The 24,109-nt window shown below is 44.1% G+C and carries 16 protein-coding genes; 5 read left to right on the top strand and 11 right to left on the bottom strand.

What is annotated here, in order from left to right; all coding sequences use genetic code 11:
* Positions 1-61 precede the first annotated feature (61 nt).
* Both DN752_RS23150 and DN752_RS23145 read right to left on the bottom strand, forming a co-directional pair.
* A complete protein-coding gene (locus DN752_RS23150) occupies positions 62-1,966 on the bottom strand; it encodes a DNA topoisomerase IV subunit B (protein ID WP_112786178.1) in 1,905 nt (634 codons plus the stop codon).
* A 45-nt stretch (positions 1,967-2,011) separates the two neighbouring features.
* Positions 2,012-2,506 (bottom strand): DNA topoisomerase IV, encoded by a 495-nt coding sequence (locus DN752_RS23145; protein WP_112786177.1) that lies wholly within the window; start codon positions 2,504-2,506, stop codon positions 2,012-2,014.
* A 571-nt stretch (positions 2,507-3,077) separates the two neighbouring features.
* Here DN752_RS23145 and DN752_RS23140 point away from each other — a divergent pair.
* Complete coding sequence (locus DN752_RS23140; protein ID WP_112786176.1) at positions 3,078-3,470, top strand: hypothetical protein; 393 nt, start codon at positions 3,078-3,080, stop codon at positions 3,468-3,470.
* A 148-nt stretch (positions 3,471-3,618) separates the two neighbouring features.
* Here DN752_RS23140 and DN752_RS23135 read toward each other — a convergent pair whose 3' ends face one another.
* Positions 3,619-4,536: an ROK family protein gene (locus tag DN752_RS23135; protein ID WP_112786175.1), complete on the bottom strand. Its 918-nt coding sequence runs from the start codon at positions 4,534-4,536 to the stop codon at positions 3,619-3,621.
* A 49-nt stretch (positions 4,537-4,585) separates the two neighbouring features.
* Positions 4,586-5,074, bottom strand: a complete 489-nt coding sequence (locus tag DN752_RS23130; RefSeq protein WP_112786174.1) for a YkgJ family cysteine cluster protein — start codon at positions 5,072-5,074, stop codon at positions 4,586-4,588.
* 203 nt (positions 5,075-5,277) lie between these two features.
* Here DN752_RS23130 and DN752_RS23125 point away from each other — a divergent pair, with 203 nt between their 5' ends.
* A complete protein-coding gene (locus DN752_RS23125; RefSeq protein ID WP_112786173.1) occupies positions 5,278-5,637 on the top strand; it encodes an arsenate reductase family protein in 360 nt (119 codons plus the stop codon).
* Here the strand turns inward: DN752_RS23125 and DN752_RS23120 are convergent.
* Positions 5,634-6,464 carry a CvfB family protein gene (locus tag DN752_RS23120; RefSeq protein ID WP_112786682.1) on the bottom strand — a complete coding sequence of 277 codons (831 nt, stop codon included), beginning with the start codon at positions 6,462-6,464 and terminating at the stop codon, positions 5,634-5,636. The two genes, DN752_RS23125 and DN752_RS23120, sit on opposite strands and share 4 nt — an antisense overlap.
* Positions 6,465-6,731: 267 nt before the next feature.
* Between DN752_RS23120 and DN752_RS23115 the strand changes: the two genes are divergently transcribed.
* The 3 genes from DN752_RS23115 (at position 6,732) to lhgO (ending at position 9,847) form a co-directional block, all read left to right on the top strand.
* Complete coding sequence (locus DN752_RS23115) at positions 6,732-7,622, top strand: 3-hydroxyacyl-CoA dehydrogenase family protein (RefSeq protein ID WP_112786172.1); 891 nt, start codon at positions 6,732-6,734, stop codon at positions 7,620-7,622.
* Between the two features lie 114 nt (positions 7,623-7,736).
* Positions 7,737-8,354: a deoxynucleoside kinase gene (locus DN752_RS23110; protein ID WP_112786171.1), complete on the top strand. Its 618-nt coding sequence runs from the start codon at positions 7,737-7,739 to the stop codon at positions 8,352-8,354.
* 290 nt (positions 8,355-8,644) lie between these two features.
* The gene (gene lhgO / locus DN752_RS23105) at positions 8,645-9,847 is read left to right on the top strand and encodes an L-2-hydroxyglutarate oxidase (RefSeq protein WP_112786170.1); all 1,203 of its coding nucleotides are present in this window, start codon (positions 8,645-8,647) and stop codon (positions 9,845-9,847) included.
* Positions 9,848-10,600: 753 nt separating this feature from the next.
* Here the strand turns inward: lhgO and DN752_RS23100 are convergent.
* The 6 genes from DN752_RS23100 to DN752_RS23070 form a co-directional block, all read right to left on the bottom strand.
* Positions 10,601-12,100 (bottom strand): heparinase II/III family protein, encoded by a 1,500-nt coding sequence (locus DN752_RS23100; protein WP_162633338.1) that lies wholly within the window; start codon positions 12,098-12,100, stop codon positions 10,601-10,603.
* Positions 12,101-13,489: 1,389 nt separating this feature from the next.
* Positions 13,490-15,133 carry a sulfatase family protein gene (locus DN752_RS23090; RefSeq protein ID WP_112786167.1) on the bottom strand — a complete coding sequence of 548 codons (1,644 nt, stop codon included), beginning with the start codon at positions 15,131-15,133 and terminating at the stop codon, positions 13,490-13,492.
* Positions 15,134-15,253: 120 nt separating this feature from the next.
* The gene (locus DN752_RS23085) at positions 15,254-17,872 is read right to left on the bottom strand and encodes a T9SS type A sorting domain-containing protein (protein ID WP_211324084.1); all 2,619 of its coding nucleotides are present in this window, start codon (positions 17,870-17,872) and stop codon (positions 15,254-15,256) included.
* Between the two features lie 246 nt (positions 17,873-18,118).
* Positions 18,119-20,077: a heparinase II/III family protein gene (locus DN752_RS23080; protein WP_112786165.1), complete on the bottom strand. Its 1,959-nt coding sequence runs from the start codon at positions 20,075-20,077 to the stop codon at positions 18,119-18,121.
* Between the two features lie 133 nt (positions 20,078-20,210).
* Positions 20,211-22,964, bottom strand: coding sequence for a heparinase II/III domain-containing protein (locus DN752_RS23075; protein WP_245949381.1), 2,754 nt, complete (start codon positions 22,962-22,964; stop codon positions 20,211-20,213).
* A 265-nt stretch (positions 22,965-23,229) separates the two neighbouring features.
* The gene (locus DN752_RS23070) at positions 23,230-24,108 is read right to left on the bottom strand and encodes an alpha/beta hydrolase (protein ID WP_112786164.1); all 879 of its coding nucleotides are present in this window, start codon (positions 24,106-24,108) and stop codon (positions 23,230-23,232) included.
* Position 24,109: the final 1 nt, after the last annotated feature.

The raw sequence follows: 24,109 nt of genomic DNA, 5'->3' as shown, positions 1-24,109 counted from the left end.
CTACATCACACTGACTACTGGTCACTGACTACTCCGTTATTGTTTACTCAGTACTCCCCCATCACGCTGCCTCAGTCTCTTCTGAATCCAATTTGGCTCCTTCCGCCTTTTCCTCGACGATGTCTTTTTCTATTTTCAGGTTATCAATAATAAAAGTCTGCCGGCTTGGGGTGTTTTTGCCCATAAAGAACGAAAGCAAGTCCGCTATCTTGGTTTCCTTATTAAGGATAATGGGCTCTAAGCGGATATCTTCACCGATAAATCCACCAAACTCATCTGGTGATATCTCTCCCAGCCCCTTAAATCGGGTGATTTCTGGTTTGTTTCCCAGCTTGACAACAGCCTTTCTCTTTTCGTCCTCCGAATAACAGTAAATGGTCTCCTTCTTATTTCTCACCCTAAACAAGGGGGTATCAAGGATGTACAAATGCCCGTTTTTTACCAGTTCAGGAAAAAACTGCAGGAAATAGGTCATGATCAACAAGCGAATGTGCATACCATCCACATCGGCATCCGTAGCAATGACGATTTTACGGTACCTCAGGCCATCTATCCCATCTTCTATGTTCAGCGCATGCTGCAGCAGGTTAAACTCTTCATTTTCATACACCACCTTCTTGGTCATGCCAAAACAGTTTAAGGGCTTTCCCCTGAGGGAAAACACGGCTTGTGTCTGCACATCCCTGGATTTGGTAATGGATCCTGAGGCCGAATCCCCCTCTGTGATGAACAGCATGGTATCGTTCTTCTTTTCCTCATTGGCCTTGGCATCGTCGTAGTGCACACGGCAATCCCTTAGTTTCTTATTGTGGAGATTGGCCTTCTTGGCCCTTTCGTTGGCCAGCTTCTTGATGCCTGATATTTCTTTACGCTCTCGCTCGGATTGTAAGATTCGCTTGAGCAGGGCATTGGCTGTCTCGGTATTTTTATGGAGGTAATTGTCCAGCTCCGTCTTCACAAAATCATTCACAAACGTCCGCAAGGTCGGCCCATCAGGTCCCACACTGTGTGACCCCAGCTTGGTCTTGGTCTGCGACTCAAACACCGGCTCCTGCACCCTGACAGCAATGGCCGCCGCGATGCTCTGCCGGATATCCGCCGCATCGTAATCTTTCTTAAAAAACTCCCTTACGGCCTTCACGATCGCCTCCCTGAAGGCCGCTAAGTGCGTTCCTCCTTGCGTGGTGTATTGGCCGTTTACAAATGAATGGTACTCCTCTCCATACTGGTTGGTATGGGTAAGGGACATTTCTATATCTTCGCCTTTCAAATGGATAATCGGATACCGCTTGCTGTCATCATCCACTTTTCTGTCCAAAAGGTCATGAAGGCCTTTGTCAGAAAAGTACTTTTTCCCATTGAAATTGATGGTCAATCCTGAATTGAGGAAGGCGTAATTCCAAATTTGGTTTTCTAGGTATTCAGGGATAAAATGATAATTCTTAAACACCGTGGCATCTGGACTGAAGACGATTTTGGTGCCGTTTCTGTCAGAGCTCTTGTCCACTGGCCTGTCCTCTTTCAACACCCCCATTTCGAATTCAGCGACTTTGGTCTGTCCATCACGGTAAGATTGCACCTTAAAATACTGTGACAAGGCGTTCACCGCTTTGGTACCCACACCGTTTAGCCCAACGGACTTTTGGAAGGCACCGGAATCATACTTGCCACCGGTATTGATCTTCGAAACACAATCGACTACTTTTCCCAGCGGAATACCACGGCCATAATCCCTTACTTCTACTTTATGTTCACTGATCTTGATGTCGATAGTACGGCCAAACCCCATCATGTGCTCATCGATACTATTGTCAAGCACCTCTTTCACAAGCACATAAATACCGTCGTCCTGGGCACTACCGTCCCCCAACTTCCCGATATACATCCCCGGTCTAAGCCGGATATGCTCTTTCCAGTCGAGTGACTTGATACTATCTTCGGTATATTGTACGTTCTTTTCTGCCATGTGTGGTTGTTTGTTTTCTTGGCTACTTAATTTTCTCTTCGGTCCTTATTTGGTGGACTGGACACTCTTCATTTTTCGGGTCAACAATATAAATAAAATGACCGTCCAAACTACAAATAAAACAGGCAAAATATATAACCCAACTCCCGATGGCCGTCCCGTCTCTTCCATGACTCCATTCAACTGGAATAGGTACATCACCACGACGATGATGGAGACGTTGATGACACCAACAAAAGAGTAAATCCATGTCAACATCTGATCGCGAAAAGGATCGCCTTTGGCAAATAACCGTTTGATATTCGGACTAGCGCCACTCTCTATGAGTTTTGCAGGGGTCACCAATAGGATGTTCAGCACTAAAAAGATGCCTATGACAATATAGAAAAAGATATTCTTATCCATCACTCCATGGGCAAACCCATCCTCGTTCAGCTCAAAGCCCACCATCGCAGGCAGACCTGAATAGATGTACATGAAAATAACAATAAAAGCCAATACAGTAATTAGGTGGAATGCTTTAGCAAATCTATGATTCATATATGCGTATTTTAAACTGCTAATATAATGGTTAAGATAATAGTATGCCTGATTCTGAAGTATTAGATTTTTGCTTCATTCTAGCCCCCTGATTTTGGAAAGACATAATCTACTGACAATAAGTAGAATTTGAAAGAAAAGTGGTAGTAGTCCTCCTTGGTCAAGTTCAGGCAAGCACTCTTTGGAAGATCGTTTTTTGGGGAAATACATAGGTATATAGGGCGCCATAGAGGTAAGCTCCTACAGATTCAATGGCTCTCAAATCTCACGTCTCACATCTCCTATCTAATGACTCCATATTCAATAAGCTACTGCAGTTTCCAATGTACAAATCGGGGCAAAGTGCCAGCAGCACGATAAATTAAGTAACCTGCAGATTCATCCGCAGGAGCTTAAGCTTTCCTCAACCTCCCGAAGGAGTGCCAGTGGCACGGATGATCGCTATGCCTACACGAAAAGTGTTTCTTTCGATATACTCTATGCGTTTGTCCTGTGCTAATAGTAACCACACTTGTATCCGCCCATTTCTTAAACTACCTTTGGCATCTAATCGTCAAGAAACTTCCCATAGATGAAACGTAGTCCTCTTCCATCCATCATTATTGTGCTGATTTTAGCAGTTTTTACCAGCTGTGTATCCAAATTGGACACTGGAAACATCAATATGGAAAACTGGAAAAACGACCGAAATGGCTGCAAAGGGCTCCGTATAAAAGATCTCGACGAGCTCCAATCGCTTAAAAACACCTTTCTGGAAGCTACCAACCAAGAACTGATCGTTACCTTTGGTCGCCCTGACCGAGTGGAATTGTTAAGTAAAAGCCAGAGCTTTTTCTTTTATTTTCTCGAGCCTTCCAGTGAATGTGATAACCACAACAACAAAAAAGAGCCCCTAAAGGCCCTTTTCCGCTTAAATGCTATCAATAAGGTCAGTGAAGTGACCATTACCACGCTCAATCCATAGTGTCAATGCTGTCCTGAGACGAAGGCTTTTCATGGTGCCAAATTGGAAATTGAGCTCACCTGACGCCATTCTGGGAGCCTCCGTGCTCTAAAGCCCCCAACTAACCTCCCACAGAAATGTCTCAAATCTCACGTCTCAAGACTATCAATTAAAAACACAGAGCTGCGGCTCCTTGTGTACCAGCGTTATTGCCCAAAGTAGCTTTTTTGAGCTGAAGGTCATTGGTGTAATAATGGGTAAGGTACTGCCTGACGGTCTTTTCGAGTGCAGGCATCATAAACTCCAGACCAGCGGAGATCCCCCCGCCAAAATAGACTTCATTTACGTCTAAAACCCGAACGGTGGAGACAATTGCCTCTCCGAGGATATCGGCCACTTCTTCAAAAGTCATCAAGGACACTTCATTCCCCTCACGCGCAGTATCTACCAGCAGATGGGTTCCCAATTCCTTGTCCAATAATTCCCCGGCCTTCTCCGGATAGGCATTGATCATTCTTTCCATAATGCTCAATATGCCATTTCTGCCAATGAGGGTTTCCAGTCTGGCATTACCCCTAGAAAGCATGTGCCCCATTTCCATGGCATTGCCTCGTGCTCCCTTAAATATCTTCCCGTCCACGACGGCAGCACTTCCGATTCCTGTCCCCATTGTGATAAACAGAAAATTGGGAGAGGGTTTTGAGGAAGCAAATTTAAACTCACCCATTGCAGCAGCACTGGCGTCATTTTCCAAATAGAAACTTTTCTCTGGATATTTTTCCAGCAGGCTACCTTTCAGGTTAAACCCGTCCAAGGCCGGTATTGCCGGAATCTCCAATGTGGTAGTCCGCTCTTTATTGATCAAGCCCGGTAGGCCAATGCCTACTTTATTGATATCGGGGTATTTTGACAAGTACTTGCCTATAACATCCACAAAACAGGAATTAAACCCCTTTGGGTCTTCCTTATAATGGCTGGTATCTTCTTTATCAAAAGATACAATTTCTCCTTGCTGGTTTACTTTACCAATTTTCAGGTGAGTTCCACCTACGTCTACACCCAAAAAGTGCTCGTCTTGATTATGCATGGTTTACGGTTTAATAGGTTTTGACATCTAAAATAGTAAACAGATAAGCTTACTTCCTAAATTCTTTGGAAAAGTCTTGAAAGATTTCATGAACAGCAGGACAAACCAAGGTGTTTTTTAGGGTCAATCCCAATATGCCATGCATGTTTTTTCGATTGGTATGTGGATACTCGCGGCATGCTTTGGGCCGTGATTCGTACACAAAACACTTATTGTCCTCGCCCAAAAAGGGGCATGGGGAACTGTTCAGCACAAAATCCCCCTCCTCATCCCTGTGCAAATAAGTGTCGATAAATTCGGAAGATTTCATTCGCAGTTTCTTCGCCAATCGATCGATATCAATTTGCAGAAAAATTGGGCTAGTGGTCTTGCAGCAATTGGCACAATCCAAGCAATCGATCTTCTCAAACTGCTCTTCATGCGCTGCCGCAAACCTCTCATCAAGAACCTTGGGCTTGACTTTCCTTAACCTCACACGCAGCTTCTTGTTATGGCTATAATCCGAAAGGGATTTTTGCCTGAAATTAGCTAGATCCATACCTTATTTTATTGAATTGCACGCTTGTCGTATTGGCAAGCTGAATAGCGCTAGAAAACTGTTCTATTTGGAGTCACTTTATATGCATTTCCAACGCTTTCATAAACCATATTTTCACCTATCTCTGGTAAATTTCATGGTAATTTATTTGGAATTTACAATATTATTCGTATTTTTATTGGTAACATAAACCCAGTTTCGACATGAAAATGCATCCAAATGAATTGTTCTTCTATTATATTCCTTCGCACACTATCGACAAGCAAGCGAGGGCATATGCGCGATCGGTTTCTCGGTATGTCAATGAGATCAATATTGAGAAAGAGCACATCACCACGACGGGATGGAGAACTATCCTGGATAAATTGCACTTGCGGGCCAAGGACTTGCTCAACCGGGCCCATCCGGAATACCAAAGCCAAATAGCAGGTAAAACCTGGGATGATGAAAGCTGGTTGCACATATTGGTCAAACATCCTTACCTGCTCAAAGCTCCCATTGCCATCAAGCGGGGCAAAGCAGTGCTTTGTATAAAACCAGGCGAGATATTTAAGTTGGATTAATCCGCCAACTCAATACCATCCGCTTTGATTTCGATCTTCCTACTTTTATATAATTGACCAATGGATTGTTTAAAGTGCTTTTTACTCATCCCTAACGTCTTTTTGATTTCTTCGGGGGATGATTTATCATGAAGGGGCAAAAAACGCTTAACTTTTAAAAGGTTTAAGATTTTTTCTGCCCCTTCTTCGTATTTCTGCCTTCCTACCGGTGTCAACTGCACATCGAGTTTGCCGTCTTCTCGGCGCTTTTTGATATAGGCCGTCACTTCATCCCCTACCTCAATTTCCTTAAATGTCTCATTTGCATACAATAATCCTTCGTAATGCTGATCGATAAGCACTTTATAACCAAGATCTGTCGAGTCAAAAACCAAGGCCTCTACTTCCTGCCCTTCTTCAAACTCCGATGTATCATTCAGCATAAAATCCTGGTACTTGGATACGCCTATCAGTCGATTGGTTTTATAATCCACACAGATCATCACTAGACAGTGATCTCCCGGCGTCATGGGCTTGCCCATTTCTGATTTGGGCACAAAAAGATCCTTAGGAAGCCCCCAATCCATAAATGCACCAAACGGGGTCACTTCTTTGACTTCCATGATGGCAAATTCATCCACCAATGCCACGGGCCTATCGGTAATCGCCACCGGACGGTCCTCACTGTCCGTATATACAAATACGGCTACTTCCTCTCCTTCTTTTTCATCACCCGTCAGATACCCTTGGGGCAAAAGCACCTCATTCCCATTGGACATATTCAAATAAGCTCCATGAGCGGTAAATCGCGTGATCGGCAGGCTAGAAATCTTACCTAGTTCATTAATTGTATCCATATCATGCAAAGGTAACTAAAAGTGTGCAAATAGTAAGAAAATGCCATTGGCAGTAATTATGCCAAGGCATGTCTATCGCATCAAGGTCAGCGTTATGACACTTCGTAATTTGTACCCTATACATTGTACCTAACATTTGCTAAACCCAAGGATAAAAATTAGATTTATATCAATCCAACAGGCAAATACCAGCAGGGATCAGCGAGGCTAGATTCGAAAATCCCGGTAGAAATTATCCGTTAATCAAACCTCTTCTCGATGTTGAAAATAGCAGTAATAGGATCAGGCACCATGGGCAACGGAATCGCCCATGTCTTTGCCCAACATGACCATCAGGTATCGCTTATAGATACCAATGAAAAAGCCTTGGAAAAAGCCTTGGCGACGATTTCCAAGAACTTGGACCGGCAGCTCTCCAAAGGGGTCATCCAGGCAGAAGAAAAGGAGTCCGTATTGGCCAATATCACCACCCATACCGAGTTGGCTGACGGCGTGCAAAACGCAGACATCGTGGTAGAAGCCGCCACCGAAGACACCAAACTAAAGCTGGACATTTTCCGCCAGCTGGATCAGCACTGCCCAAAAAACACCATTTTGGCCACGAACACTTCCTCCATTTCCATCACCAAAATAGCCGCTGCTACTAATCGGCCGGAGCAAGTTATCGGGATGCATTTCATGAATCCAGTTCCTGTCATGCCGCTAGTAGAAGTCATCAAAGGGTATAAAACCTCCGAAGAAACCACCCATCAGATCATGTCCGTAGCAAAAGGACTGGAGAAGGCACCGGTAGCCGTAAATGACTACCCGGGTTTCGTCGCCAATCGTATCCTGATGCCCATGATCAATGAGGCCATTTACTCCCTGTATGAAGGAGTAGCGGGTGTACAGGAAATCGATACCGTCATGAAGCTGGGCATGGCACATCCTATGGGACCACTGCAACTGGCAGACTTTATTGGCCTTGATGTATGCCTTTCTATTCTGAATGTACTCCACGAAGGCCTCGGCAACCCGAAATACGCACCTTGCCCCCTTCTGGTCAATATGGTCGAGGCAGGAAACAAAGGCATCAAATCCGGTGAGGGGTTTTACCTTCATACACATGGAAGCAAAGAACTCATCGTTTCAGAACGGTTTAATAAGTAAGCAGTATTAATGTTAAGGAAAACCAATTTAGATTCTGGGGAAGCACGCTCGCCATTTGGCCATCCGCTGACACTCCACTCACTGACCAATATACACGTAACTTAATCACTAACCATGCACATCGCTATCGCTGGCAATATCGGAAGTGGCAAAACGACACTGGCCAAAAAACTGGGGCATCACTATGACTGGAAGATCGAGCTGGAGGATACTGAAGACAACCCCTATTTGGAGGACTTCTACGAAGACATGAAAAAGTGGTCCTTTCATCTCCAAATCTATTTTTTGAACAGTCGTTTCCAACAGGTCAAAGATATTGCAAAGTCCCCCACATATACTGTTCAGGACAGGACCATTTACGAGGACGCTTACATCTTTGCTGCCAACCTGCACCAATCCGGTTGTTTTGAAGAACGGGATTACCAAAACTACCTCAAGCTCTTCCATTCGATGATGGCGTATGCCACACCTCCTGATCTGTTGATCTACCTACGCGCTGATATTCCTAAACTGGTAAGCCAGATCGAAAAAAGAGGACGGGATTACGAAACCACCATCAGCATCAATTATCTCAAAAACCTCAATAAGCACTATGAAAACTGGATCAGCCACTACGACAAAGGCAAGCTATTGATCATTGATGTCAACCACCTCGATTTCGTATCCAACAGGGAGGACTTTAGCTTTATCGTCAACCAGATCGACAGGGAAATCAATGGGCTGTTTTCATAGAAACCTTCATAAAACGTGCACCGAAACAGCTCATTCCAAAGGAAAATGCAGAAGTAATACCATCAAATCAACATCAATTCATTGCGGCCCTGTCTGCTCCAAACAAACCCTTTCATAATGGATACGGCATGAGAAAAGGGCGTAACAATACGCAGGAAGGGTTCAAACGATTTTCAGAGACGGTTTTAAAGGCAATTTATCTACTCTAGAAACTATTTGAATCTGTATATTTGTTGCTTATTACTTTTAGCACATAAATTGTCAATGCTTAAACACAACTGACGGGAAAGATGACATACGATATTGCAATTGTGGGTGGTGGCATCGTGGGCCTTGCCACCGGACTTACTATAATCCAGCAGCAGCCAGGACTAAAGGTAGTTATCCTGGAAAAAGAAAATGAACTTGCCAAGCACCAAACAGGCAATAATTCTGGTGTGATCCATTCTGGTCTTTATTACAAGCCTGGGTCATTGAAAGCCACCAACTGCATCAATGGATACCATGGGCTGATTAAATTCTGCGAAGAGGAGAATATCCCCTTTGAGATTACCGGTAAAGTCGTAGTGGCCACCAAGGACGAACAACTCCCCTTGCTGCAAAACCTCCTAAAAAGGGGACTCCAAAATGGATTGACAGGAACTCGTCAGATCACCTTGGACGAACTCAAGGAATATGAGCCCTACTGTAAGGGAGTCGCTGCCCTGCACGTACCACAAACCGGTATCGTAGATTATAAAAAAGTGGCCTTGGCCTATGGTGAAAAATTCAAATCATTAGGTGGAGAAATCCTTCTCGGTCATAAAGTCAAAAAAATCAATCACAAAGCCGAGCAATCTGAGCTGGCCACTTCTGGTAAGACCATCGTTTCCCGGCTCATGATCAACTGTGCCGGACTTTATTCTGACAAGGTCGCCGATATGAACGGTGAGCTGGACTTGGATGTCAAGATCATTCCTTTTCGTGGGGAGTATTACAAACTCAAAAAAGAACGGGAATACTTGGTCAAAAACCTTATCTATCCCGTGCCAGATCCCAATTTCCCTTTCCTAGGCGTCCACTTTACCCGCATGATGAAAGGTGGCGTGGAAGCTGGACCAAATGCGGTCATGGCCTTTAAGCGGGAAGGGTACAAAAGAACGGATTTCAACCTTAAGGAATTCCGTGAAGCCATCACTTGGCCAGGCCTGCAAAAAGTAGCCGCCAAATACTGGAAGACCGGAATAGGAGAATACTATCGCTCCTTCTCCAAAACGGCCTTTACCCATGCCCTGCAAGAACTGATTCCTGACCTCAAAGAAGACGACCTTGTGGACGGTGGTGCAGGCGTGCGTGCCCAGGCCTGTGATCGTACTGGTGGCTTGTTGGATGATTTTGCCATCACAGAAAACGCCCATGCCATCAACGTCCTCAATGCCCCCAGTCCTGCAGCTACCTCTTCCCTATCCATTGGCAGAACGGTTGCTGGCTTAGCATTGAAACGTTTCTTGTAAATCCTTCCCAGCACTATAAACCATAAAGCCGGTTTATGCATTAGCTCTTATCTATCACTTAACCAGTGGCCGATAATAAAATTATCATCATTGCGTCATACCAACACAGCAACAGTAGTGTAAACCGTTGTTCCGACAGCTATGCTGCGGAACCACTAGCATGGAGTTTTTAACTCAATACCACTCATACGGAAGTTTCATAAGAGGCTTGGTACGGAGCATTAGGTCCTCACAGAAAACACGGAATCCCCAGAAAAACCTTATTTCATTCTGAGGATTCTGCGCATTCCGTGAGAAATAAAAATCTAATGGCAAAAAAGCGTGTATTCAAAAAATCGATTATCAATCCATCCCCGTTTCCTTCGGCTACGCTCAGGGAGCGGGGATTCTCCTACCGTTGTTCCGACAGCTATGCTGCGGAACCACTAGCATTGAGTTTTTAACTCAATACCACTCGTTTCATAAGAAGCTTGGTACGGAGCATCCCATAGCTTTTACCATTGGATTAAGAGCATCAGCCCCTAGGGATAGTGCATGTAAGTTGCTGAAAACCTATATCCTTATTGACGTCTGTGCTTTTCACAAATGGCCTAGGGGCATTTCCAATCCCCATTATCCCGGTTCGGGATTATAAATCTCGAGCAGCTACGTCATTTATTTGTGGCAGCTACTGTGCCGATAGCAGGTTATTATTACGGCCTATGACGATTCTTAGTGCATAAGCCGGATGTAAATACCTACCCAATCCAACCCTTAATTGGTCTGTTCACGCCGGACTTCATCACCATTTTTTGTTTCAGCTATTTGGGCCACAGGGCGTTTACCGTCCATTTGGGATATAGTAACCGTCTGTGTCCTTCCATCTTTTAAGGTTATGATTAACTTATCCGGAGAGGTAGATTCGATTTTCTCAATAGCAGATGCTCCCTTATAAGGCTCCAATACGGTCAGAAAAGAGGCTTTTTCCCCATTGGTGCGTACGCCAAAAGTTCTTCTATTGGGATTGTTTCTCATATCTCTTTGACGGCCTCCATTAGGGTAATCGGCAATTAATGCTTCTGCCTTTTTTGGCCAAAGTGTATGTACATCAAGGTGCATTTCACCTTCCTTGAATTCTACCAAAGTTCCTTGAGATATGTGGTACCATTGGGCATTCTTAAAGTATTTATATGGCGAATCATCGGCAGTGCTTAACTGATCGAGTTGCGTACCTTTTCTCTTTACATCACCTATATCCTGAAAACCAACTGGATGGATCAACCAATCGTACTGATGATTTTGGGAGGATGACATATAATCAGCCAGCACCACATAATCATCCGTCACTATGGCCATTCGGCGTTGCAAAACCGGCTCAAAGCCATCTTCATATTCGGCATCATCCCAAGGGGGGAATTTTTCTATATTGAATGTTGGTATTTTCCTCCATCTTGCCTCGGTCTCTACCACGCTTACCTGCATCATATCCCCGGCATAAAACACCAACTGCTCAGAGGGTACGGCCTCTTGCTGCAAACCATCCACCACGACCATATTATGGGTAGCAGAGGTCTGGACACATTCTTTATATCCTGGATGCCCGTATCCGAACCAAACCATTTCTGTACTGAAATATTTGTGCCCATACCTATCCAGTGCGAGCAGCCCTGTCCTATCAAACTGTCCATGCCATCCACCATGTGTCCCATATTTGAGATAGGCCTGTACTTGTTCTTCCGGTGCTTGCGATTCACCCTGGGACCTCAATGCCGTTATTCCTACGTTAGGTTTATAGGCAGAATGCCTTCTGGGGTCTTCCACATCCGGCAATACGGGCACACCATACATGAGTGCTACCCATGAGTCCCTGTCCGTCTTACTCAGCACCCAGGCCAATTCATCCTGTCCATATTCCCGATAAGCCAGTTCGTAAAAAGGATCCGGTTCCTTAAGATTAGTATCGTTACTGGCAACGGCATTGGCATTTTCATCCATCATGGGTACATAAGGAGTCACCATATCTTCTAGACTCCGGGTGTTTTTGCCTGTAGGGCCCCAGTTTTCAAACTTCATCCCAGTAAAACCGCTTTTGGCATTTTCAAAATCCTTGCTTTTATATTTGGTCGGAAACTTCCTGTGGTACAAGTCCCATCCATAATTTTTAAAGGCCTGCGCCACCAAAGTGTATCTCTGTGCCACCAAATAACAATAGTTTGCCGTGGACTCAAACCACCAGCCGTCTGCCATGACTCCTTTTCCGATTTGATCTGCCATGCCCCATCAGCCTCTATAAGGTGGTGGATTTCTGGAATATCCTGTAAAAACAATGCTACCAAAAGCGCCCCAGCATTAGCACTGGCCTGATGGTTCATGATTCCCAAAGAATTCATGTGTTGTCGGTTTTGGGCTAGATAATACCGAAAAGTAGCGTTGATATTCTCCCTGTCTTCTGAGGAAAAACTGGGCTCATTATAAATAATATCACATGCTGCCGCCAAAAAAAGAAAAAAGTTACCTTCATGGACCTGTACCCCGGAAGTAGCCGCCCCGATGGACAGGTATCCCTCCTCGCGATCACAAACGGTCTTGACAAATTCCACGACTTTATCCAAGTAGTGATCCTCACCAGTAAGCTTCCATGCCAAACTGTACTTAAAAGCCATTTCGCCATCGCTGGCTTGGTAGTTAAAACTCGACCAGACTTTCGTGGGTCTTGGCTTGCTAATGATCTTTTTCTCTGGAAAGTCAAATCTTTCCAGCTCTTGAAGCATATCGTCCAAATTCTCTCTGGCCCATGAATGGTCATTGATTTTTTGCTTGGTCTCTGTAAAGGTTTCTTCAGTTACCAAAACGAACGGATGCTGTCTTGACCGTACGGTCACAAATTCCCTCCTCTTTACTTCATTTGCCGATTTTATCAACAGGCTGGCGCTTTCATATGCCCCAATGGGGATCTGATCGCTTACGATAACTTTTAACCGACCTTCATAGGTCTCTCCTGGGCTTAGACTTACCAAGGAATCTTCCAGTAGATACTCACATGTCAACTCCCGGGGTGTAGCTATCATAAGCCGAAAAGCCTGGGCCTCTGCTGAGTTATTGGAAACATCAAATTCGTATACTACTTCTTCACCTGCATTGGCGGCTTTGGATAGACTGTTTATTTTTTTGTTTTCGTTCGCTATTGCCGAAAACACGATAAACTGTAATAATACGATGTTCAGTAACTTATTCATTCCAATCTATTATGGTTGTTGTTTATTCGATTTTATGCCCGTAAGCTAGGTTGATCATCATAGGCGACGAACCACTAGCCACAAACAACGTCCGAGTAAAGATGTTGCTTTCGAAGGAAATTCGTCCATATCTGCCCTAAATCCCCAAAAGTGCGTTGTCTGTGATTGTCTATGATCATCCAAGAAATCCGTGAAAGACTTTAACCCGGATTATGCATTAGGAATCGTAGTGAGAGCTGAAATTGCAAGAAAATCAGTTAGGTTGGAGGCATTAGCGTAGCACCGCTACGGTTATGCCTAAAACTAAAGTGAAACGACTGATTTTGAAGCAGTTTAAGGTCGCAACACCTGTGCGCCGTGGCGTAGATAGGCTAATGCATATTCCGGGTTTAATACTGGCAAGAAGGCGGATAACCAGTAAAAGAGCTTACCAGAAATCATTCCCTTTTTCTATTTGCATGGTTTTGTACTTTTCTATAAACACGCTGTCCAGCTCTGGAGAATCTTTATACTTCGCCCTAAGTTCCTTTAACTTCACCTTCATTTCGGCCACTACCTCAGCATAAGCAGGGTCGTTGATCACATTGTTCATTTCATTCGGGTCCTTTTTGCGATCATAAAGCTCCCATTCATCCACGTCATAATAGAAGTGGACAAGCTTATATTCCTTCGTGACGATACCATAATGGCGCTTTACCATATGTACACTTGGGTATTCATAGTAATGGTAATATACTGCATCCCTGTCCCATTTTTCCTTATTTCCCGTCAGCAGAGGCATCAGGCTTTCTCCCTGCATATCATCAGGAGCCTCGATTCCGGAAGCATCCAATAATGTCTGGGCAAAATCAAGATTCTGTACCATTTCGTCCTCTACTGAACCTCCAGCCACTTTCTCAGGCCATCTGACGATCAGTGGCGTTTTAAAAGATTCATCATAAATGAACCGTTTATCAAACCAACCATGCTCTCCCAAATAGAATCCTTGATCCGAAGTATAGACCACTATGGTATTCTCCGCTAGGCCACTTTCATCCAAGTAGTCCAATACCCTACCTACATTATCATCCACAGAAGAAATACACGCTAGATAATCTTGCATATACCGTTGGTATTTCCAGCGCATTTTTTCTTCCTTGGTCATATCAGGCCAGTTCGCTTCAAAATCCCTATTGATCCTGTCCAATACCTTGTCGTATTTAGCTTTCTGTTCTGCTGTAGCCCGACCATAAGGGCCATAAAATCCATTTTCAAACTCTTCGACCTTGGGGCTCACCTTTTCTCCCATCTCGCTCAATAATTCAGGCCTGATCTTACTGTCATGGCTGTACATCATATGGGTGAGCAGGTTCATCTCTGCCTCTTTGGCTGCTGTGCCCCGGTTTTGGTAATCATCAAACAATGTAGCGGGTTCTGGAAACTCTTTTTTTGTAAATTCCTCAAACTTCTCTGGACTTGGCCACCAAGGACGATGAGGAGCCTTATGCAGGTACATTAGCATAAATGGCTTATCGGGATTCCGTTCCTCCTCCAGCCATCCCAGCGTAAGATCGGTGATGATATCGGTGACATATCCCATGATGGTCATATCTCCCTTTGGGGTGTTAAAATCAGGGTTGAGGTAATACCCTTGGCCCGGCAAAATCTTGAATTCATCCACCCCTTTTGGGTTATTGCCAAAATGTAATTTCCCAAACATCGCCGTTTGGTATCCGTTCTTTTGAAATAGCTGGGGGAAGGTCACCTGTGTGGTATCAAAAGGCATCAAGTTATCTATCTTACCATTTAGATGCGTATGCTTTCCTGTGAGAATGGTAGCCCTTGATGGTGCGCATATTGAATTGGTCACACTGGCATTGGTAAACAACATCCCTTCCTTGGCCAGACGGTCGATGTGTGGTGTCTGTACCAGTTTACTTCCATAGGCACTGATCGCCTGATAGGCATGATCATCAGACATTATAAAAAGGATATTGGGCTTTTTTCCCTTGGTATTTCCACCTTTTTGATCACACGATACTATTCCCACGAATAACACCAGTAACCATTTTGCACTGATTTTGAACTTCATATTACTATTTGATTGACTAATTTTTTACTTTTTGTGGCCTGAAATCATTTTACCAAAACAAATTGGCCATTTCCCCAAATGGATCAAATTGGAATGAAGAATATGATTATATTACTTCTGCTACTCCTTGATTATCTTAAAACCATCCGTTCTCTCCACTCCGTTCAATCGAAGCATATAGACCCCAATTCCTAACTTACTGACATCAATAGATAGAATATTACTATCCACTGGAATATCTCCTACTGATGAAGTATTCCCTAAGTCATCATAGATCACATACTGATGATAAGTCGCGGAAGGTACTTTTACGGTGAGCTCGCTTTGGACAGGATTGGGATATATGGCCACCTCTGCCTTGCTCTTCTCCCCATTTACTTGCGCTGCATTATTTACTGCTAGCGGTTCTTTGCCCTCCGGATCTGGTACTACGGTAAACTGAAACCTGGTCCAGAAGTTAGTACCTTCTACTCCTGTCATTTTAACGTTCCCATCATTGTCTACCAACAACCTTGGTAAGGTTGGATCCTTTGTAACGATATGATATACTCCTTCTTTTATGGGGACAAATTCCCATTTCGCTGCATCTTCAGTGTTAGTATTTTCTTTCATGGTAGCATTGGCTATCCCATCAGAAGCTATTCGGCTCTTCGTAGGAGCCCCATTACTTTCCAAATAAAAATATTCAGGAACATCACTGGCCTTGACTACCCACTCCGTTTTAGCTCCTATACTGTCTACAGAAGTCGTATAGGGTTTGTTATTCCCATCTGCAGCCAACCGGACATTCCATCTCCTATTGTCTATATAATAAGTTTTACCTACTTGGGGGATGTGCACAGAAGGAGATGCTGTGCGTACTCCCCTGAATGTAGCTGTTGTAGTAGTGCCTTTTTTATGGGATGTCGCACACATACCAACTGAAACCGTCGCATTCATTGCCACAGAGGTACTTCCTATTTCTTTCCAAGAAATACCATCATCCGAAATATATCCTGTGATCACTTCCCCTAGCCTTTCAAGTTTAAGCCAACTTGGAGTCGCTTTTCCGTCCTTAGGGATTTCGTGAGAAGTAGGGCCGTCTTCTGTATTTCTAAACTGGAAAACACTTCCCTTAGTAGCTGTTATGCCTACCATGGCATATTTAGAACCTTCTCCTGCGGCTTCTTCCCGTATCATCAATCCAGCCTTTGCCCAATTATGGGTATTTCCCAGTTTATTTACTTTGGCGGTAATCACTGCATCACCATACATTTCCTTATATACCCAGTGAAATTCATCCGATGTATCCCAGATATCCTTGCCTGCACCATCTATGGTAAATAGTCCCCCAAGATCTGATGCACGACCATTTTTCTTTACTGTTCCGACATCATTGTTTTCCCAAGGTGAAATCAAAGCCCCACTGCAGTCATTATTGTTGATATTGTTATTCGCTCCATTGTCTGTGATTGGCCCACACGACTCTCCTGATATGTCAGCACTGTTACCTGCAAGTTCTAGGGGGTAAGGCGTATAATTGTAAATTTCTATATTGGAAGAATTCAAATCATTATTTGTATCAGTGCTGTCCAGCCGTCTCACACTGTACCTAGGACCGGATACGCTTATTTTTAAGCCTTGATTGATACTGGACTCCGCATTTCTAAAGGTTATTTTATGGTCGGACCCTCCTACATAAGCTAAAGAGCCAGCACCATTTTGGATACTGTCACTAGGAATAATGGCTATGTCAATCGTACTATTATTATCACTGGAGTATGCAAATCCCAAAACGGGACCATATTTGGCATCTGCGCTACAATCCACAATATTCCCATTGGATCCAACAGAATATCCCTGTTCAGAACTCAGTACGGTACAACCTTCAACGTATTTGGTCCCTGATGCGTGGGCAAGTGTCACACCTCCCCTTACATTCTTCACGGTACAGTTAATGATCGTAGGATCAGAGGTACCACGTTTATAGAGTGTTCCATCTACAATGGTTTGCCCTGCATTATAAGCACGAATTCCTTCTTCTTGAAGACTCATCACGTATCCTGCTGGCAGTTTATAACCCCAGATGGTCATAAAATCAACATTGTCTGCTGGGGAACCTGTACCCTCTTCAGCTAACATATCATCGGTGGACCTAACCTCACCTTCTATATAACACCCTTCAATAATTGGTTTGGCGGCTGCCTGCATAAAGATGGCGTGCCCATAGGCCCTATGGATAATAGTACAGTTTTTTATATGGTTACTTTCTCCTCTTACCAACAGGGCGCTATGTTTATAGTGTTTTATGACTTGGGGACCTCCCTTACCAAAAGCATCACCATATCCATAAGGGTATGAACCTCTTACAGTCATATGAATTCCTTCCAGTCTATTGTCCAAACCATCAACGACAATACTTGTGGCACGGAAATTTGGTCGGGTATTTCCTAAATCCTCTATGGTAAGATGTTGAATGACATTATGACTTCCAGTGATATGCAACTCATAGACATCATTCCTTCCAAAAGCCTGTAGCACTTCTGTATCAATATCGAATTTTACATCTGTAAAATCATAGGTACTGTTATTGCCCTCAAATGCCAATAATCGACTTACGTTAGGCCACGTTTCACTGTCACTACCTATTTCACCATTGGCTACATCTTCAGCTGTGATCGTATAAGTCCCTGGTGCTAATTTCACATTGACATCGTCATCATCCAAAAAAGGTTTCAGTTCACTAAGTGAATGAACCATTGTTTGAGAATAAACAACATTACTGATCAAATAAAGTAATACCACACCAATCAACCGGAGTACGGTGGTAAAAAAGCTATTTGTGGCTATAAAATGGTTTATGCGGTTTAACATATCTTATTGGGTTTGTTGATAAATTGTTTTACTTGCTCATTAACATGCTGGTTCCAATCAATATTTCAATAGGAATCTATTCAAGGAATTTCACAAATTACCGAATGGTAAAGCCGTCACCGATTAGCTAAGTTACTCTTGAAGTGGGCTGTACCGTACCGTAATGCTGCCCTCTGCTACGGGCGCTGTATAGTCCACCCCAATCCTATATGCCGGCCCTCCTTCTCTCAGGTGTTCCACAGGGACTTGTTCATCCTTAATGACCAAGTCGCCCCCCTCTCCAGTGATTTCTGCTTTTATTTTATACCCGTTTTCGGTGATAATAACAGTTCGCGAATCGACGATTTCATATTCGGCCAAGGTCATGATGGCTACCCCAAAGTCTACTGGGCGACTGGCCGCAAAATGATCCGTAATACTGATGGTACCCTGACCAGTCTTATCATTTTCCACAGTTCTGGACAAGGAGGTCAAAGAAGGAATTTCATAGGCGGGTTGTATATCCACCTCTACTTTATCTTTATTCTTGGTGAATTCCGTGCTGGTGATCCTCCCTTTGTACTCTCTACCATTGGATTGGAGCTGGTCATTGATCTTGGGCACGGGGTGTCCCCAAGAACTTCTGGCAGGATTGTCCTTGGAAAAAGCGCCTGCTATATACGAGGGCGCACCGATATCACCTGCCATAATCTGCTCACCATAGGCGATCACATAACTTCCTACATCACTGTGGTTGTGGTTTTCGGCATTATGTCCTGCTTTGACAGCAATGGAAAAGGGAGTCGTTTGTTGACCACGGGAAATCACTATACCATAATCATCAAAATAGGTTACTGGCGGTAATGGATTCTTGCCCTTTTCATTTGAAATGTACTGTTGATAATCTGGCCACACCACCAAGGATTGCACAGCCTCATCAGGAACAAAGCCCTTGGGCTTCTGGGCGCCGTAATATTTTGCCGACATCACATAGGCAAAGTTGTCGCCTCCTTCTTTGACCCTGGTGACTCCATCCGAAAAAGGGGCATAAAGCCCTTGATGCACTTGGAAATTCTCAGGAAAATCAGCTACTTTTTGGAGTTTTTCCGGGTTATCAAAGCGGAAGAGGTCAATCTTTCCTCCTGAATAATCAAACAAAATTTCTGCTAGGTAAAGGTAATGCCCAAAACCATAGTTCCAGTATCCCGTACCTTCCGAGCAGTACCCGTCCTCTCCAAAACCTGACAAGTAAAACACCATACTATTGAGCGCTGCTCCAATAGCTGCTTTTCTTTCTTCTTCATCATCTGATATCACCATCGTCGTAAAAAGCGTACCGCTGGTGCAGACAGAATTCCAGTTGCTGGTACTTCTGATCCAATGGTTGCTTTCAGGGTCATCTTCTTTACAGGATGCCAAATAGGTATCAATGATCCGCCACTGAAGTTGTTCTGCTATCTCATTTCTCAAGGTGGTGGACAGCTTATTTTCTAGTAAAGCATCTGCAAGTGCCAAAACCAACCCGAATTTACGTGCTCCAAGATCAATCGACACCCGTTTTCCTTCCAAAACGGAATTGTCCGAATCATCATGGTTGGGATGAAGCCAACTTTTCATTTCCATAATGGCTTCTATATACGTTTCGATCTGGGCTAGATAGCGTCCATCATTCAGCATGCACTCCGCTAAAATGTACTTCTCCAGCCTGTCCATCGTCCGATAATACCTGGGCTTATAAATCCCTCGGTTTCCTTCCTTGTTTGCCCTTCGATAGATGGCATCCGAAATGGGCACTTCAGGAGCCTGGCCGATAGCCTCTTCGGCTTCTAGGATGTATTTCTTTCCCAAGTCAGTGTCCGCCATTTTCTGCCAATATTTCCTGTTTTGAAAAGAGGGCGCTGGCTGAAAGGCCGTCTTGGGAAGCACTGCATCCAGCATTTCCAATTGGGCTGCATTGGGGTATATATCGCCTTTTTTTGCTAGCTGAAGGTAAGCTGGGATATCCAGCTGCTTACTGTTGATCTGTGATTGGCCAGCTCTTGGAAGGACAGTCAATGCACAGATAAAAAGCAGGTAAACGGCTAGTCTGGGTTGTTTGTTAATTACTTTCATATCAAATGGTATTCGCTGATTCGTTTGTTTGATAAGGTTAATTCAATTTATGGTTATCCCCAATGATGCCAGTAATCACAGGAAAATTAAATAGGTACTCACAGAAAACATGGAAATCTCACAAAGCCTATAATCAGAATTTAATTTTACGGAAATCTCCTGGATCAATAGTTTGGCTTTTTCCTTCCTTGGTCACCTTCACAGTAACCTCATTATGGAGCATGACACTTCCCTCGCTTACCTCCATGACCACAGTACCTTTTTCTGTGGTGGTCAAGGAATAGCCATCCAGCTCCAACTGATTTCCATCACCGAGAAATAACACCATTCTCCCATCCGCTTCTTTCCCTACCAAAGCATAGGATGCATCAGTGGATATCCCGTTGAATTTGGCTACGGCACCATCAGCTGAGGAAAAGACCAAGTCTTCCCTTCCTGACTTATGGGTGATTTTTATGCCTACAAATCCACTGTTCCCATTTTCGTCCTCAAATCCATCGATAGAGGCTATGCTTTTGCCTTCTGAAGAGGTATATGGCTCATACACAGAGACAAAAGGATGCTCCCAAGCCTCTCCATGCTGCCGTGCAGCAATGGTCAAAAACGGCTCCTTGGAAGCGTCATAAGGCAGATCAGCTGATTTTCTAAATGCTTTGGTAGGTGGTGATTTAAGCGAAAACACTTCCCTGCCTTTGGTTCCTTTCATCCAAAGGTTCATATATACGTCTTCCCCGTCAGGATGTGCTATTTTCCATTCCGCTTGGTAGTCTTCATTGGTAGTAATGGATTTTTTGTCCCATTGATAATCCAATGCAAATAAATGCCCCCCAGCAAAGGCCATCTCATCACTAGGGACCAGCTTTAATGCCTCCCCTTCCTCATCCGTAATGGTCATGGACTGTCCAAGGTTATGGTAAAAATAGTCATGAAACTTATCACCTTCACGCTGTTTTTTGGACCGGAATATATCCACATAATACCCCCTTGATTCGCTGGTTTTCACAATGCTCACTTGGCGCCGTTGGTCGCTCTGTGATTCAGGTTCCAAGAAATACACATCAGAAAAAGTAATGCTTGGATAGTAACCTTCCTTTTTTCCGGATAGTGGGTATTCCGCATTCAAGTCAAACGCATGATTGCTCAGCATCTCAGGATAGGACGAAATACCATCTACCATCACCGTATTATGCGCAGGGAATTGGGAATAATATTCCAAGTAATCCGGCTGGAAATAACTGGATCCCCTACCCGATTCGGCTCCTTGTACATATCCCTTTCCGTATAGCTCTACGCTGATCCCATTGGCGTGCATATGGTTACCGAGCGAGCCGACCATGGAGACCATCATACCATTCTTCGGGTCTTGACCGATACGCTGGACATGCCAACTTACATTGGGCGCATAAAAAGTCTGGGTAAGGTAATCAGTCAATTCACCCTTCTTATAAGCTGGATCCAAGCTGAGCTGCTTACTGGAAAAAAGCGAAGAAATTTCGGGCCGAGGCCTGTATTTATTCCCCATTTTTTCTGCATTCGGCTCAAATAACCTATACATCGCCGTAAACTCCTCCTCCATTTTTTCATCATCGGTCTGCTGGGCCATCCAGATCATATCTTCCATTGGGCCTGTGCTGACAGCACCATAATAGGTGTCCCCAAAGGCTGTAATATCTCCATTGGGAAACAAGTACTGTGGAAGCATCTTTACGGCCTTTGCCATTACAGGAGTATAAGGCAAAATGTTAAAGTCAAAATTAGTATAGTAATCCCGAATAAAATGAGTCAGATCATTGGTGACTCCTTGCGAATACCCTGGACACTCGGCCCACACTCCGTTTTCTAAATCATATCCATAATCCATAAACTTCGTCAGCGACCATTGTCTGGCTGAAGTTTGGTTCAGGAGGTAATCGATATAATACTCCCGGCCTTTGCCGTCTTCATAGTGTACATTGTCACGAAGCACCATCGCCACCTTCAAAATATGCTTGGCCTGATGGAGGTTCCAGTTATTTTGGGGTACACCATTTTGTATGATCAGATCGATCCACTTCTTGAAGGTCTCCTCATACCCTGCTATTTCTTCACCATGGTTGGTCTCAATATAGCCATGAAGGAAATCATATAATATCGACAGGTCCTGAAGGATGCCCTCGTGGATCACCTGAAAGGAAGAAAGCCCAACTAAGGTCTGTATATGGCTATTGGAGATGTCAATGGGCTCGCTACGGTAATACATCCCATCCATATAAGTATCAAACAGGTCGAAAGCAAATTCCGCAAACCGATCGTCCTCCTCTAACCAATACAAAAACGCAGCATCACGGCCATAACCGATTATCTCTTGGTTAATACTTTCTATTTGCTTCCCGGTTTTGGACTGTTCCACCCATTCAAGGGGATTACCTTCTTTGCTGGTATTGTGAAAAAACAAGCCTCTTTCATCATCCATATAGGGTTGGATATCTTCCAGCTTGGGTCGCTTATAGGGCGTGACAGGATCCCTCGACCCAGAATACCGAACTGTAGGCACGGGGGCTTTTCCTGAGGCATGGGAATAGTAGATCCCATCAATATAAACATCCGTAGCTTTGGTATTCCAGTACATTTGTAAACGGGAAATCATCCACTCCTTATCTTTCTCATGGCGATAAACATGCTCATCGATACGGTCATGGATTCCAGACACCACCCCTGTTGCCCACTCTTCGTCAGCAACCGTTTCTATCAAATCGCTTTTGTCTTCTGGACTTACATAAATACGGGGATAGGCCTGGGGTAGGTCATCGGGAGTAGGAATGATCCGGTGGGTCTGCCCCGTACTCTCCCCCCAAACAAAAAGCCCAAAAACTATGATGATGATCCTCCGACACATATTATCAATCATTATAAAACCTTTTAATAAACATATTTAATTCTATCAATGCGAAGTAAACCCGGCTGATGCATTAGCAACCGTAATAGCCTGCCCCAACTGATACGGGAAGAGCTTAAAGCACCATAAAATCAGTTAGTTTGGAGTTGCGGGCGGAGCACCGCTACACTCACACCTCCAAACTAAAGCAAAGCCGCTGATTTTGTCCGCCGTGGCGTAGATGGGCTAATGCATACTCCGAGTTAAATAAGGTAACCTAGCGCGCCTTTCCCTCTGGTCAAATCGTAGGCTTGCCTTTTAGGTACTTGAGGGAAATCAAAAACAAATCCGTCTCCCGAACTGTCTTGTCATAATAGATTCCGTCTTTTTTTCCCTTGTTAAAAAAACCGTGTCCTGCTCCTTCATAGAGATGTAGGTCACACCGGCTTCCTACCGCTTCCATTGTTTCTTTATAGTTTTCGGCGATGGCAACAGGGATCAAGTGATCTTCTGTACCCAGAAAAACGATCGTTGGCGGGGCACCTTTTTTGATATTGTGTACAGGAGAAATCTCTTTCCAGCGTTCTCCCATTCTTTCGTGTTCAAATCCATCTGGTCCATTATCAAACACAGGATTGAACAAAACCAGGGCATTGGCCTTGGAGCTAATGGACAAATCATCTCCGGGCTCATCCAGACCAGGTAAATTCCCACAGGCAGCAGCCAAATGACCACCTGCCGAACCTCCGGAGGCTACTATCTTTTTGGGATTGACATTTAAGGCTTTGGCATGTTCCCGTAAGAAACGAACTGCAGACTTGGCATCGCTGACCGCTTCATAGGGAGTGGTACCATGTCGGGATTTCACCCTATAATCGGCCAAAACGGTAATCATTCCCCTAGAGGCAAAGTATTCGGCATGGGGCTTAAACTGGTTGACCGATCCACCGTTCCATCCACCGCCAAAAAAGAAGACAATGGTAGGGTACTTCTTTGATTTCTTCACATTGTCTGGGTACCTGAAGGTCAATTTTAATGTGTCGCCATTTTTGACCTTATAGATCAAATCAAAAGGGGCATCATGGTTGACTGCTTCTCCCAAGTTGGCCAGATCCTGGGCGCCAGAAATCCCCATCGTCATGGCCAAAAGAAACAGCATCGTACAAATCTTTTTCATT

This window comes from Echinicola strongylocentroti, assembly GCF_003260975.1.
Lineage (GTDB): Bacteria > Bacteroidota > Bacteroidia > Cytophagales > Cyclobacteriaceae > Echinicola > Echinicola strongylocentroti.
This window is presented reverse-complemented; position numbering and strand designations above follow the sequence as displayed.

What these genes read in the sequence shown, in the direction of transcription:
- DN752_RS23125 (WP_112786173.1), top strand. Translation starts at nt 5,278, where the DNA reads ATGAAAATGCATCCAAATGAATTGTTCTTCTATTATATTCCTTCGCAC.
- DN752_RS23115 (WP_112786172.1), top strand. Translation starts at nt 6,732, where the DNA reads ATGTTGAAAATAGCAGTAATAGGATCAGGCACCATGGGCAACGGAATC.
- DN752_RS23070 (WP_112786164.1), bottom strand. Translation starts at nt 24,108, where the DNA reads ATGAAAAAGATTTGTACGATGCTGTTTCTTTTGGCCATGACGATGGGG.
- DN752_RS23150 (WP_112786178.1), bottom strand. Translation starts at nt 1,966, where the DNA reads ATGGCAGAAAAGAACGTACAATATACCGAAGATAGTATCAAGTCACTC.
- lhgO (WP_112786170.1), top strand. Translation starts at nt 8,645, where the DNA reads ATGACATACGATATTGCAATTGTGGGTGGTGGCATCGTGGGCCTTGCC.
- DN752_RS23085 (WP_211324084.1), bottom strand. Translation starts at nt 17,872, where the DNA reads ATGGTTCATTCACTTAGTGAACTGAAACCTTTTTTGGATGATGACGAT.
- DN752_RS23075 (WP_245949381.1), bottom strand. Translation starts at nt 22,964, where the DNA reads ATGATTGATAATATGTGTCGGAGGATCATCATCATAGTTTTTGGGCTT.
- DN752_RS23135 (WP_112786175.1), bottom strand. Translation starts at nt 4,536, where the DNA reads ATGCATAATCAAGACGAGCACTTTTTGGGTGTAGACGTAGGTGGAACT.
- DN752_RS23090 (WP_112786167.1), bottom strand. Translation starts at nt 15,133, where the DNA reads ATGAAGTTCAAAATCAGTGCAAAATGGTTACTGGTGTTATTCGTGGGA.
- DN752_RS23130 (WP_112786174.1), bottom strand. Translation starts at nt 5,074, where the DNA reads ATGGATCTAGCTAATTTCAGGCAAAAATCCCTTTCGGATTATAGCCAT.
- DN752_RS23080 (WP_112786165.1), bottom strand. Translation starts at nt 20,077, where the DNA reads ATGAAAGTAATTAACAAACAACCCAGACTAGCCGTTTACCTGCTTTTT.
- DN752_RS23100 (WP_162633338.1), bottom strand. Translation starts at nt 12,100, where the DNA reads ATGGCAGATCAAATCGGAAAAGGAGTCATGGCAGACGGCTGGTGGTTT.
- DN752_RS23110 (WP_112786171.1), top strand. Translation starts at nt 7,737, where the DNA reads ATGCACATCGCTATCGCTGGCAATATCGGAAGTGGCAAAACGACACTG.
- DN752_RS23145 (WP_112786177.1), bottom strand. Translation starts at nt 2,506, where the DNA reads ATGAATCATAGATTTGCTAAAGCATTCCACCTAATTACTGTATTGGCT.
- DN752_RS23140 (WP_112786176.1), top strand. Translation starts at nt 3,078, where the DNA reads ATGAAACGTAGTCCTCTTCCATCCATCATTATTGTGCTGATTTTAGCA.